We start from the raw sequence: 12,645 nt of genomic DNA, 5'->3' as shown, positions 1-12,645 counted from the left end.
GTGCGCCCGCTGTGCAGGCTGCCGGGCTTTACGCCTCGCCCTGCGGCTTGTAGGGGGTGCCGTCCGGGTTGAAGAAGGAGACGCCGTCCGGCATGTCGTCGGGCAGGCTCTCCGCCCACTCCTGGAGGCTCGCGTCGGCGACCTTCTTCAGGTGGGCCGACATGTACGGGCGCAGCGGGACGTCCGGCGTGGCCTTCTCGCCGACCCACATCAGGTCGCTGTTGACGTAGCCGTACAGCCGCTTGCCGCCGCTGTACGGGCCGGCGGCCGCGGTGCGGGCCACGGCGTCCGTCGCCAGGTCGATCTGCGGCTTCTGGTCGGCCAGCTCGCCGTACCAGACCTCCACGATGCCCTGGTCGCGGATCATGACGATCTCGACCTTGCGGTCGGCGTCGATGCGCCAGTAGCCGCTCTCGGTCTCCAGCGGGCGGACCTTCTTGCCCTCCCCGTCCAGCACCCAGCTGTGCGAGGTGTACTCCAGGAAGTCACGGCCGTCGTGGGAGAAGGTGACCTCCTGCCCGAAGTTGCACTTCTCGGTGCCGGGGAAGTCGGCGACGCCGGCACCCTCCCAGCGGCCCAGGAGGAAGGCCAGCGGTACGAGGGCCGGGTTCAGGTCGGACGGGATCTCGATCATGAGAGCTCAGGCGATCTATAGGAGAGGGGAAGGATTCGGTCCGCGGCTCAGCGCTGGCCCTGGTACAGCTTCTTCCAGGTCAGACCGGCGAAGGCGATGACGCCGATGCCGACCAGCACGAGCAGGGTGGTGAAGAATGCCTCAAGCACGAGCGCGCTCCTCGGACGGAGTGAGGGTTTACGGACCGTGGGTGAGTCTAGTCGCCGTGCGAAGCGGCGGCGCTGTGAGGTCCGCCCCAGCGGGCCGTCGGTGTCCTGGAAGCGCTCTTCACCGGCGGCCTTTGTCGTCCAGCTCGCGCCACCAGCGGTCCGATTCCGGGTCGCCGGACTCGTCCCACCAGCGTTCGCCCGGGTCCCTGCGGTTGGCCACGATCGCCGCGAAGGGCGGGATGACCATGGCGACGACGCACATCGCCACCGCCGCCGGGACGGACCAGAGCCGCACCACGCCCCAGGCCAGGACGAAGAGCGCGATGCAGACGGCCATCATGGCGTAGTACCGGCGATGGCGGCGCTGGACGGACATACCTCCACGGTAAGACCGCGCGGCGGCGGGGGGAAACCGTATGCACGCACGGAGGGCCGCACCCCCAGCCAAGGCGTCCAAACCCCTGGGGTGCGGCCCTCCGGCCGTAGAAGTACCGCTGTGCGGCGCCTCAGACGGCGATGGCGACCTCCGCCAGGCCGCCCTGCTGGGCGACCACGGTGCGGTCGGCGGTGCCACCCGGGACGAGCGCGCGCAGCGTCCAGGTGCCCTCGGCCGCGTAGAAACGGAACTGTCCGGTCGCCGAGGTGGGGACCTCGGCGGTGAACTCGCCGGTGCTGTCCAGCAGGCGCACGTAACCGGTGACGGGCTCGCCGTCCTTGGTCACGCTGCCCTGGATCGTGGTCTCACCGGGCTTGATGGTCGACGCGTCGGGGCCGCCGGCCTGTGCTCCACACATGGGAATTCCTTGAGGGGTAGAGAGAAGGGTCGGGGCTTACTTCGCGGCGCCGAGCTCGATCGGCACGCCGACCAGCGAGCCGTACTCGGTCCAGGAACCGTCGTAGTTCTTGACGTTCTCCTGGCCCAGCAGCTCGTGCAGCACGAACCAGGTGAGCGCGGAGCGCTCACCGATGCGGCAGTAGGCGATGGTGTCCTTGGCCAGGTCGACCTGCTCGTCCTCGTACAGCGCCTTGAGCTCGTCGTCGGACTTGAAGGTGCCGTCGTCGTTGGCGTTCTTCGACCACGGGATGTTGCGGGCGCCGGTCACGTGGCCGGGGCGCTGCGACTGCTCCTGCGGGAGGTGCGCCGGGGCGAGCAGCTTGCCGCTGAACTCGTCGGGGGAGCGGACGTCCACCAGGTTCTGGTTGCCGATCGCGTTCACGACGTCGTCGCGGAAGGCGCGGATGGCGGTGTCCTGCGGCTTGGCCTTGTACTGGGTCGCCGGGCGGTTGGGCACCTGCGAGCCGTCGACCAGGTCGCGGGAGTCCAGCTCCCACTTCTTGCGGCCGCCGTCGAGAAGCTTCACGTCCTGGTGGCCGTAGAGCTTGAAGTACCAGTAGGCGTAGGACGCGAACCAGTTGTTGTTGCCGCCGTAGAGGATGACGGTGTCGTCGTTGGCGATGCCCTTCTCGGACAGCAGCTTCTCGAAGCCCGCCTGGTCGACGAAGTCACGGCGTACCGGGTCCTGCAGGTCCTTCTGCCAGTCGATGCGGACCGCGTTCTTGATGTGGTTCTTGTCGTAGGCCGAGGTGTCCTCGTCCACCTCGACGATGACCACCTTGGGGTCGTCGATGTGGGCCTCGACCCAGTCGGCGTCGACGAGGACGTCGCTACGGCTCATGGTTTTCTCCTCCGGGGCAGTTGCGGATGCGCGGGGGTACGCCGGTGCGCGCGGCGGCATCAGAAGCGCGCGGCGCTGCGCGGGAAAGAAGCGGAATGGCCTCGCGGCCGGGAGAACGGGTGGCAGAAACCCGTCAGACAGAGCGACAGAGCATGGCGGCGACGCGGCACAGGTCGACTGCCCGCCGCTTCGTGAGATCCGCCTGTCCCCGCGTACGGGAACGGCTCATCAGGCTCTGCATGGCACCGATCGTAAAGAGGGACGGCGGGGCGTGTCACCGGTGTGTCGGATGCTGAGACGTGTTCGTCCGCGATGTGGAACCGGAGTCGGTGCGGGGTAGCCCGGAGGCCGCCGGACAGCAGGTCCGGCGGCCTCTAGCGGTCGCGGTACGGACGGCGGCGTCTCAGGAGGTGGACGCCGAGCTCCGTACGGAGGGTGTGGCGGGGGCGTCGATCAGCCCGGCAGCCTGACGTCGGTGCCCTTCGCGGCGACCACTATGCCGTCGCGGGTGGTCGTCACACGGTCCAGCTTCAGCCCGGCCGGCAGCTCCCCCAGCTTCCAGTCGTGGTCCGTGCGGGCCCGCACCTTGTCCTCGCAGCCGGGGACCGCGGTGCACAGCCCGGGGAGCTCGTCCGCGCGCAGCCGTATCGTGTCGCCGCCCGCCGTGGAGATCGTGCCGAGCACGTCGAGATTGCTGAGCACGGGGACATCCGGCGAGATCTTGACCTGGCTCTTGCCGCCGCCGGCGCCGCCACCTGCGCCGCCGTAGGCGACGCGGACGCCGTCGCCCGCCGCCTTGGTCAGGTCGGCGTAGCTGATCCGCGCCTCGCCGGTCGCCGAGGCCGCGCCCTCGATGGAGGAGTAGTCGCTGCTCAGCTTCACGTCGTGGAACTGGGCCGACAGCTCCGTCACGCGCAGCCGGTGTCCCTCGGCCGTGGCCTCGATGCCGCCGAGCGTGGCGTCGACCTCGGTGAGCTCGCCGCTCGCGACCTGGGTGAGGAAGGGGAAGCCCTTGACCGAGACCTGTGGCGTCTCGCTCAGGCCCAGGCTGCCGCGGATCTTGTCGGCCGCCTTGTCCTCGGCGAAGTTCACCGCCAGCCGGTCGGCGACCACGAACAGCACGCCGACGACGACCAGTAGCACCACGAGCCTTCTCAGAGCACGCATCGAACCCCTTCCCCCCACGCTTCTGTGACGCGCCGAGCCTAACCGGGCCACTCGCGCGGCGGTACGAATCGGCCGGTCACCCTCCGTACATAAGGAGCGTGACCGGCCGCGTGAGGTTGCCCCGGCGGGGGAGATCGTCAGCCGAGGGCGCGGCCCAGGACATAGACGGCGGGCGCCGCGAGCGCCAGCGGCAGCGCCACGCCGGCCGTCAGGTGCACGAACCGCGAGGGGTAGTCGTAGCTGGCCACCCGCAGGCCGATCAGCGCGCAGCCGCCGGCCGCGAGTCCGAGGAGGGCGCCGGCCGTGCCGTAGTCGCCCAGCTGCCCGGCCGCGATGCCCGCGCCCGTGGCGGCGAGCAGCGCCAGTACGACGGAGACGGGCCCGGGCAGCGGCAGCGCGCGGGCGAGCACCGCGACGGCCACCGCGACCGCGCCGATCACCGTGGCGTGCGGCGCCGCGGCGAGGTGGCCGGCGGCCAGTACCGCCAGCGCGGAGGAGGTGAGGCCCGCCGTCAGCGCGTACATCCGCTCGTCCGCGCTGCTGCGGTTGCGCAGCTGCAGGACGAGGACGAGCAGGCACCACACGCCGAGCGTGCCGATGCCCACCACGGGCGCGTCGTCCCGGTCGGTGGCCAGCAGCGCGACATCGGTGACCAGGCCGCCGAGGAACGCCAGCGCGATGCCCTGGCGGGCCGGCCACATGCCGTTCAGCCGGAACCAGCCGGCCGCCGTGACCGCCTGCAGGACCGCGACCACTACGGCGGGGAACACCTGCGGCAGCGGCGCCGCCAGCGCGAGCAGCACGGCGAGCCCCGCCGTGAGCGCGGCCGACTGGAAGCCGGGCGGGATGATCGGCGAGTGGCCCAGGGCGCGGGCGCGCTGGTTGGGCGCGAGGCGGGAGAGGTCCTCGGGCGGCGCGGCGGCGGCCTGCTGCGCGGGCTCGTGGACCGCCGCGGCCTGCGCCGCCGCCTGCTCGACGTGCTGCTGGCCGGGCAGGTGGGTGGTCTCGGCGGCGGCGGACGCGTGCGCGGGCTGCCGCGCGTCGGTCTCCCAGGTGTCGCCCTCCCAGGTCTGCGTCCGCGGCTGCGCCTGCGGGTGGGCATAGGCGTCCTGGGGGTGGCCGCCGTGGCCGCCGCCCTGGGCGTACGGGTAACCGCCGTACGCCCCGTCGCCGTGACCGGCGCTTCCGTACGCCCCGTTGCCGTACGCCCCGTCGCCGTACGGCGCGTTGTCGTACGGCGCGCTGTTGTACGGCGCGTTGTCGTACGTCCCGTACTGCTGCTCGTAAGGCCCGTACTGCTGCCCGTAAGGGTTGTGCTGCTGGTCGCTCATCTCGGCGCTCATCCTCCCGCGAACGGCGGGAGGACCTCGACGGTGCCGCCCTGGGCGAGTTCGACCGTGGCATGGTCCCGGGTGCCGACGGCGGTGCCGTCCACCAGGAACGAGCAGCGCTGCAGTACCCGCGCGAACTCCGGGTTCGCCGCGTGTGCCGCACGCGCCGCGTCCAGCGCCTCGGCGAGCGTGCTCGCGGCGTACGGCTCCTCGGCGGTACCGGCAGCGGCCTTCGCCGCCGCCCAGTAGCGCACGGTGCCTGTTGTTGTCACGACGCCCCTTCTCCTTCGTTGCCGCCTCCATGATGGCCTACGCGGAGACAGGGAAAAGTCGGTTGCTGCGGGCAAACGTTCGCATAAGCTCGACCGAGTGCTGGTCCGACTCGCCAGGGCACACCTTGGCCCCCACAGACGCTCGATATCGCTGATCGTGCTCCTCCAGCTGATCCAGACGCTGGCCACCCTCTATCTGCCCACCCTCAACGCCGACATCATTGACAACGGTGTCGTGCAGGGGGACACGGGCTACATCTTCCGTACCGGCGGCCTCATGATCGCCGTGACGCTGCTGCAGATCGTCTGCGCGATCGGCGCCGTCTACTTCGGCGCCCGTACGGCCATGGCGCTCGGCCGCGACATCCGCGCCGCCGTCTTCGACCGCGTGCAGTCCTTCTCCGCGCGTGAGCTGGGCGGCTTCGGCGCGCCCTCGCTGATCACGCGCACCACCAACGACGTCCAGCAGGTCCAGATGCTGGTCCTGATGACGTTCACGATGATGGTCGCGGCGCCCATCATGATGATCGGCGGCGTCGTCATGGCGCTCAACCAGGACGTGCCGCTCTCCGGCCTGCTGCTGGTCATCGTCCCCGTGCTCGGCCTGCTGGTGGCGCTGATCGTGCGGCGGATGCGGCCGCTCTTCCGCGGCGTGCAGGAGCGCATCGACACCGTCAACCGCGTGCTGCGCGAGCAGATCACCGGCATCCGCGTCATCCGCGCCTTCGTCCGGGACCAGCACGAGCGGACCCGCTTCGGACACGCCAACACCGACCTCTACGACGTCTCGCTGCGCGCGGGCCGGCTGATGTCGATGATGTTCCCGCTGGTCATGCTGATCGTGAACGCCTCCAGTGTGGCCGTGGTCTGGTTCGGCGGGCACCGCATCGACAGCGGCGGCATGGAGATCGGCGCGCTCACCGCCTTCCTCAGCTACCTCATGTACATCCTGATGTCGATCATGATGGCGACGTTCATGGTCATGATGCTGCCGCGCGCCGAGGTCTGCGCCGAGCGCATCCAGGAGGTGCTGGCCACCGACACCAGCGTCACCCCGCCCGCGGCCGGCGTCACCGAACTGCGCCGCCACGGCGAGCTGGAGCTGCGCGACGTCGAATTCCGCTTCCCCGGTGCCGAGGAGCCGGTACTGAAGGACATCACCCTCCACGCCCGCCCCGGCGAGACCACCGCCGTCATCGGCTCCACCGGCAGCGGCAAGTCCACCCTCCTCGGCCTGGTGCCCCGGCTCTTCGACGCGACCGGCGGCACGGTGCTCGTGGACGGCGAGGACGTGCGCAACCTCGATCCGCGCACCCTCTCCGACGCCATCGGCCTGGTACCGCAGAAGCCGTACCTCTTCTCCGGGACCGTCGCGAGCAACCTGCGCTACGGCAGGCCGGACGCCACCGACGAGGAACTGTGGCACGCGCTGGAGACCGCGCAGGCCCGCGACTTCGTCGAGCGGACGGAGGGCGGCCTGGAGGCGCCGGTCGCACAGGGCGGCGGCAACTTCTCCGGCGGCCAGCGGCAGCGCCTGGCCATCGCCCGCGCGCTGGTCCGCAGGCCCGAGATCTACCTCTTCGACGACTCCTTCTCCGCGCTGGACTACGCCACCGACGCCGCCCTGCGGGCCGCGCTGGCCCGCGAGACCGGCCGGGCGACCGTGGTGATCGTCGCGCAGCGGGTGTCCACCATCCGCGGCGCCGACCGGATCGTCGTCCTGGACGAGGGCCGGGTCGTCGGCACCGGTACGCACACCGAGCTGATGGCGGACAACGAGACGTACCGGGAGATCGTCCTCTCCCAGCTCACCGAGCAGGAGGCGGCGTGACCACCCCGGACAAGGGCAGTGCCCAGGACAAGGGCAGCACCCCGGACAAGGGCGCCGCCGCGCAGAAGCCGGCCCCGCAGGCAGGACCCAGACCCGGTGCGGGCCCGGCCCGCTTCATGGGCGGCCAGCCCACCGAGAAGTCGATGGACTTCAAGGGCTCGGGCAAGCGGCTGCTGCGCCAGATGCGGCCCGAGCGCGCCATCGTCACCGTCGCGCTGCTGCTCGGCACGGTCAGCGTCGCGCTGACGGTCGCCGGGCCGAAGGTGCTCGGCCACGCCACCGACCTGATCATGGGCGGCATCGTCGGGCGGCAGCTGCCCGCGGGGCTGACCAAGGCACAGGCCGTCGAGGCCCTGCACCACCAGGGCAAGGACGGGCTCGCCGACCTGCTCGGCGCGATGCCGGTCACGCCGGGGCAGGGCATCGACTTCGGCGCGGTGGGCACCGTACTGCTGTGGGTGCTGGCGATCTACGTGGCCTCCTCGCTCTTCGGCTTCGTGCAGGCCCGCATCGTCACCAAGGCCGTGCAGCGGACCGTCTTCCGGCTGCGCGAGCAGGTCGAGGAGAAGCTGGCCCGGCTGCCGCTGCGCTACTTCGACAAGCAGTCCCGCGGCGAGGTGCTCTCCCGCGCGACCAACGACATCGACAACATCCAGCAGACCTTCCAGCAGACGTTCAGCCAGATCGTCGCCTCGCTGCTGACGATCGTGGGCGTGCTCGCGATGATGTTCTGGATCTCGCCGCTGCTGGCGCTGGTCGCGCTGGTGACCGTGCCGGTGTCGGTGGTGGTCGCCACGAAGATCGGCAAGCGCGCGCAGCCGCAGTTCGTCCAGCAGTGGAAGACCACCGGCAAGCTCAACGCGCACATCGAGGAGATGTACACCGGCCACTCCCTGGTCAAGGTCTTCGGCCGCCAGCAGGAGTCCGCCGAGCTCTTCCGCGAGCAGAACGACGCGCTCTACGAGGCGGGCTTCAGGGCGCAGTTCATCTCGGGCATCATCCAGCCCGCGATGATGTTCATCGGCAACCTCAACTACGTCCTGGTCGCGGTGGTCGGCGGCCTGCGCGTCGCCTCCGGCGCCCTCTCGATCGGTGACGTCCAGGCGTTCATCCAGTACTCCCGGCAGTTCAGCCAGCCGCTCACCCAGGTCGCCTCGATGGCCAACCTGGTGCAGTCCGGCGTCGCCTCGGCCGAGCGGGTCTTCGAGCTGCTGGACGCCGAGGAGCAGGAGCCGGACGGGCAGCGCCCGGCACGCCCCGACCACGTGCGGGGCAAGGTCGCCTTCGAGGACGTCTCCTTCCGCTACGAGGAGGACAAGCCGCTCATCGAGGGCCTGTCGCTGCAGGCGGACCCCGGCCAGACGGTCGCCATCGTCGGCCCCACCGGCGCCGGCAAGACCACCCTCGTCAACCTCCTCATGCGGTTCTACGAGGTACGCGGCGGACGGATCACGCTGGACGGCGTGGACATCGCCGCCATGGCCCGCGAGGAGCTGCGCGGCAACATCGGCATGGTGCTCCAGGACACCTGGCTGTTCGGCGGCACCATCGCGGAGAACATCGCGTACGGCGCGCCCGAGGGCATCTCGCTGGACAAGATCGTCGAGGCGGCGAAGGCCACCCACGTGGACCGCTTCGTGCGCACCCTTCCCGACGGCTACGACACCGTCCTCGACGAGGAGGGCGCGAACGTCTCGGTCGGCGAGAAGCAGCTGATCACCATCGCCCGGGCGTTCCTCGCCGAGCCCGCGATCCTGGTCCTGGACGAGGCGACCAGCTCGGTGGACACCCGTACCGAGGTCCTCATCCAGCAGGCCATGGCGCAGCTGCGGTCGGGCCGGACGAGCTTCGTGATCGCGCACCGGCTCTCCACGATCCGCGACGCCGACCTGATCCTGGTCATGGAGTCCGGCGCGATCGTCGAACAGGGCACGCACGACGACCTACTGGCCGCCGACGGCGCGTACGCGCGCCTGTACGCGGCCCAGTTCGCGGAGGCGGTGGCGGAGACGGACTGAGCGCTCGTCAGCGCCGGGCTCGGCCGGGCGCTGCCGGCGCGTCCGCCTCGGCCGGGCCTTGCCGGCCCCGCCGCCGTCCGCCCTGCCGGGTGCCGGCGGCCCCGCCGTTGTCAGACCCTCCCCGTACTGTGTTGAGCAGGGGCCCAAAAATCCCCCCATGGGGGAGAGGTGGGGGGAAACGGTCCGTCACGCGTGAGGGAGCGGCGGGGGACGCAGCACCTCACGCGTGGGCCGTCAGCCATTGGCCGATGCGTTTCAGCAGTTCCGGGGGCGCCGCGTTCTCCGCGTGGCCGTAGGCGTGCTCGATCCACAGGTCGGTGGAGGCGGGCGCGGCCGCGGCGGCCAGGGCGCGGGGGTGGTCGAGGGGGAAGTACGGGTCGCGGTCGCCGTGCACGATCAGGAGCGGGGTCGGGGCGATCAGCGGAGCGGCCTCGGTGGGGGAGAGGGGGACCGGGTCCCAGGCGATGCCGTGGATACGGGTGCGCAGCCCCAGCCGCCCCACCAGACGGCCCAATGGCCGTTCCACCACCCAGTGCAGCCGCCGCATCGCCGCGGTACCCCGGTAGTACCAGCGAGCAGGGGCGCTCACCGCCACCACCATGTCGGTGTGCGCTCCTGTGCGCCCCTCGTGTTCGGGGCGGTACTGCGCGGCGTGCCGGACGACCACCGAGCCGCCCATGGAGAAGCCGACCGTGGCCACGCGGGTGTGGCCCAGGGTGCGCGCCCAGCGCACCGCGGCCGCCAGGTCCAGTACCTCCCGGTCGCCCACCGTGGAGCGTCCGCCGGACCGGCCGTGCCCCCGGAAGGAGAAGGTGACCACGGGGGTGAACTGCGCGAAGGCGGCGGCCGCGCGGCGCAGCGCGGGGCGGTCCAGGGAGCCGGTGAAGCCGTGCGCGAGGACCACCACGAGGCCGTTCGGCGCGGCGTGCGGAGCGCCCGCCGCGGGGGAATAATTGGCCTCGATACGTACCCCGTCCTCGGTCAACAGCGACACGCGCCGACCACTCGAAGTGATCGAAGGAACACAAGATCGCGCAAAGTCGGCCGCCGCTCGGGAAGTCATGTGGGCTATTCTGTCGGGCAAGAAGGATCCGGGCAGCGTAGCCCCCGGGTCCTTTTGTGCTTTCAGACGCGCGGTGCGCGGATGAGCGCGGGTGTGCTCCAGGGCGCGGAGCGTACTGCGGTGCTCACGTTCCGGAGGCACGCGAGCCTCGCAAGGGCGCGGGGCCCGCGACCATACGAAGCAGTGCCGCAAAAGTCCTCGCAGGCAGGGACCGAGGAGGAACCGATGGGCGAGCGAAGCGTGCAGGAACACCGAACGGACAGGGAACGACGGACGACCCGGGGCGGTGATCAGCGATGAGCTCGCTGCTGCTCCTGACGAACGCCCTCCAGCCCTCGACGGAAGTGCTGCCCGCGCTCGGCCTCCTGCTGCACAGCGTGCGCGTCGCGCCGGCCGAAGGTCCGGCCCTGGTGGACACCCCCGGGGCGGACATCATCCTCATCGACGGCCGCCGTGACCTCCCCCAGGTGCGGTCGCTGTGCCAGCTGCTGCGCTCCACCGGCCCGGGCTGTCCCCTCGTCCTGGTCGTGACCGAGGGCGGCCTCGCCGCCGTCACCGCCGACTGGGGCATCGACGACGTGCTGCTCGACACCGCGGGCCCGGCCGAGGTCGAGGCGCGGCTGCGGCTCGCCATGGGCCGCCAGCAGATCTCCACGGACGACAGCCCGATGGAGATCCGCAGCGGCGACCTGTCGGTGGACGAGGCGACCTACAGCGCCAAGCTCAAGGGCCGGGTCCTGGACCTGACCTTCAAGGAGTTCGAGCTGCTCAAGTACCTCGCGCAGCACCCGGGCCGGGTTTTCACCCGCGCCCAGCTGCTCCAGGAGGTCTGGGGCTACGACTACTTCGGCGGTACGCGGACGGTGGACGTCCACGTACGGCGGCTGCGCGCCAAGCTCGGCCCCGAGCACGAGTCGCTCATCGGCACGGTGCGCAACGTCGGCTACCGCTTCGTCGTACCGGACAAGGTCGAGCGGGCCGCCGAGGAGGCCAAGGAGAAGGCCGCCAAGGAGGCCGAGCGCAAGGCGGCGCGGGCCGCCGCCGAGGCCCGCGAGCACACCGCGGACCGGGGCGCGGCGACCAGCGGCGTACGCCCTGCCGAGCGGTAGGACGACCCGCGTAGACTGCCGCGCGTGGCCAAGGTGACGCGGGATGATGTGGCGAGGCTGGCGGGGACGTCCACCGCCGTGGTGAGTTACGTCATCAACAACGGACCGAGGCCGGTCGCCCCGGCCACGCGCGAGCGGGTGCTCGCCGCGATCAAGGAGCTGGGGTACCGGCCGGACCGGGTGGCGCAGGCCATGGCCTCGCGGCGGACCGACCTCATAGGGCTGATCGTCCCCGACACCCGCCAGCCGTTCTTCGCGGAGATGGCGCACGCCGTGGAGCGTGCCGCTTCCGAGCGCGGAAAGATGGTGCTGGTCGGCAACGCCAACTACGAGGACGAGCGCGAGGTGCACTACCTCCGCGCCTTCCTCGGCATGCGGGTCGCCGGGCTCATCCTGATCAGCCAGGGCCCCAGCGAGCACGCCGCCGCCGAGATCGACACCTGGGACGCGCGCGTGGTGCTGCTGCACCGCCGCCCGGACGCCATCGACGACGTCGCCGTCATGGCGGACGACATCGGCGGCGCCCAGCTCGCCACCCGCCATCTCCTGGAGCACGGCCACCCCTACGTCGCGTTCTTCGGCGGCCTGGAGGAGACCCCGAAGTCCGGCGACCCGGTCACCGACCACGTCAAGGGCTGGCAGCGGGCCATGCAGGAGGCCGGCCGGACTACGGAGGGCCGGTACTTCCAGGCCCCGTACAACCGCTACGAGGCGTACCCCCTCGCGCTGAAGCTCCTGGCGAGCCCGGACCGGCCGCCGGCCGTCATGTGCGCCACCGACGACCAGGCCATCGCCATGCTGCGCGCGGCCCGCGAGCTGCGCATCGACGTGCCCGGCGAGCTGGCGGTGGCGGGTTTCGACGACGTGAAGGAAGCGGCGCTGACCGACCCGCCGCTCACCACGATCGGTTCGGACCGGGAGGCGATGGCCCGTACGGCCGTTGACCTCGTACTGGACGACGGGCTGCGGGTGGCGGGTTCGCGCCGGGAGCGGCTGCGGCAGTACCCGTCGCGGCTGGTGATCCGCGGCTCCTGCGGCTGCGGGGGCTGAGCGGGGCCCTCGGGGCGATTCGAACGCCCCTGGCCCCCCAGCTGGGGGTTACCCAGGAGGGGGTGGCGGTAGTCCGGCCAGGCTCGGCCAGGTCGTCTTTATACCGGGCATACCCACTTCTGCCGGACCTCTCAGGGCGTTCTCAGGTGGTTCTCATGCACGGCTCGCAGAGTCGTAGACATGACCGAGAGCTACCGCCGCAGCGGCGATGAGACCCCGCAGTACGACGCACAGCAGACCACTCCGTACGCGTCCTTCGGCGCCTACGGGCCCGCGGGCGCCTACCCGCCGCCGCCCCCGTACGCGCCGCCGGCGCAGCCCGCCGACGGCGGCGAGCCGCAGCCC

13 protein-coding genes are annotated in these 12,645 nt (G+C 71.3%); 4 read left to right on the top strand and 9 right to left on the bottom strand.

Annotated features, from left to right (window positions below):
• Positions 1-28: 28 nt before the first annotated feature.
• The 8 genes from ABT381_RS16925 to ABT381_RS16890 all read right to left on the bottom strand — a co-directional run bounded on the left by ABT381_RS16925 (position 29) and on the right by ABT381_RS16890 (position 5,229).
• Positions 29-634 (bottom strand): heme-binding beta-barrel domain-containing protein, encoded by a 606-nt coding sequence (locus ABT381_RS16925; protein WP_351594162.1) that lies wholly within the window; start codon positions 632-634, stop codon positions 29-31.
• 267 nt (positions 635-901) lie between these two features.
• Positions 902-1,159, bottom strand: coding sequence for a DUF3099 domain-containing protein (locus tag ABT381_RS16920; RefSeq protein ID WP_351594159.1), 258 nt, complete (start codon positions 1,157-1,159; stop codon positions 902-904).
• 130 nt (positions 1,160-1,289) lie between these two features.
• Positions 1,290-1,577, bottom strand: coding sequence for a DUF1416 domain-containing protein (locus ABT381_RS16915; RefSeq protein ID WP_030254814.1), 288 nt, complete (start codon positions 1,575-1,577; stop codon positions 1,290-1,292).
• A gap of 36 nt (positions 1,578-1,613) precedes the next feature.
• Positions 1,614-2,459 (bottom strand): sulfurtransferase, encoded by an 846-nt coding sequence (locus ABT381_RS16910; protein ID WP_351594155.1) that lies wholly within the window; start codon positions 2,457-2,459, stop codon positions 1,614-1,616.
• A 133-nt stretch (positions 2,460-2,592) separates the two neighbouring features.
• On the bottom strand, positions 2,593-2,688 hold the full coding sequence (locus ABT381_RS16905) for a putative leader peptide (protein ID WP_351594259.1): 96 nt from the start codon (positions 2,686-2,688) through the stop codon (positions 2,593-2,595).
• A gap of 224 nt (positions 2,689-2,912) precedes the next feature.
• Positions 2,913-3,626 carry an LmeA family phospholipid-binding protein gene (locus tag ABT381_RS16900; protein WP_351594152.1) on the bottom strand — a complete coding sequence of 238 codons (714 nt, stop codon included), beginning with the start codon at positions 3,624-3,626 and terminating at the stop codon, positions 2,913-2,915.
• A 137-nt stretch (positions 3,627-3,763) separates the two neighbouring features.
• Positions 3,764-4,957 carry a hypothetical protein gene (locus tag ABT381_RS16895; RefSeq protein WP_351594149.1) on the bottom strand — a complete coding sequence of 398 codons (1,194 nt, stop codon included), beginning with the start codon at positions 4,955-4,957 and terminating at the stop codon, positions 3,764-3,766.
• Positions 4,958-4,965: 8 nt separating this feature from the next.
• On the bottom strand, positions 4,966-5,229 hold the full coding sequence (locus ABT381_RS16890) for a MoaD/ThiS family protein (protein WP_351594146.1): 264 nt from the start codon (positions 5,227-5,229) through the stop codon (positions 4,966-4,968).
• Positions 5,230-5,326: 97 nt separating this feature from the next.
• Here ABT381_RS16890 and ABT381_RS16885 point away from each other — a divergent pair, with 97 nt between their 5' ends.
• Both ABT381_RS16885 and ABT381_RS16880 read left to right on the top strand, forming a co-directional pair.
• A complete protein-coding gene (locus tag ABT381_RS16885) occupies positions 5,327-7,060 on the top strand; it encodes an ABC transporter ATP-binding protein (protein WP_351594144.1) in 1,734 nt (577 codons plus the stop codon).
• Complete coding sequence (locus ABT381_RS16880; protein ID WP_467754471.1) at positions 7,057-9,078, top strand: ABC transporter ATP-binding protein; 2,022 nt, start codon at positions 7,057-7,059, stop codon at positions 9,076-9,078. Before ABT381_RS16885 ends, ABT381_RS16880 begins: the two co-directional genes overlap by 4 nt.
• A gap of 220 nt (positions 9,079-9,298) precedes the next feature.
• Here the strand turns inward: ABT381_RS16880 and ABT381_RS16875 are convergent, their stop codons facing one another.
• Positions 9,299-10,141, bottom strand: a complete 843-nt coding sequence (locus ABT381_RS16875) for an alpha/beta hydrolase (RefSeq protein WP_351594141.1) — start codon at positions 10,139-10,141, stop codon at positions 9,299-9,301.
• Positions 10,142-10,437: 296 nt separating this feature from the next.
• Between ABT381_RS16875 and ABT381_RS16870 the strand changes: the two genes are divergently transcribed.
• Both ABT381_RS16870 and ABT381_RS16865 read left to right on the top strand, forming a co-directional pair.
• On the top strand, positions 10,438-11,250 hold the full coding sequence (locus ABT381_RS16870; RefSeq protein WP_351594138.1) for a response regulator transcription factor: 813 nt from the start codon (positions 10,438-10,440) through the stop codon (positions 11,248-11,250).
• A 24-nt stretch (positions 11,251-11,274) separates the two neighbouring features.
• Entirely contained in the window at positions 11,275-12,300 is a 1,026-nt protein-coding gene (locus ABT381_RS16865) for a LacI family DNA-binding transcriptional regulator (RefSeq protein WP_351594135.1), read from the top strand.
• The last annotated feature ends 345 nt before the right edge of the window (positions 12,301-12,645 follow it).

This window comes from Streptomyces sp. NPDC000151, from assembly GCF_040301705.1.
In the GTDB taxonomy this organism is placed as follows: domain Bacteria; phylum Actinomycetota; class Actinomycetes; order Streptomycetales; family Streptomycetaceae; genus Streptomyces.
This window is presented reverse-complemented; position numbering and strand designations above follow the sequence as displayed.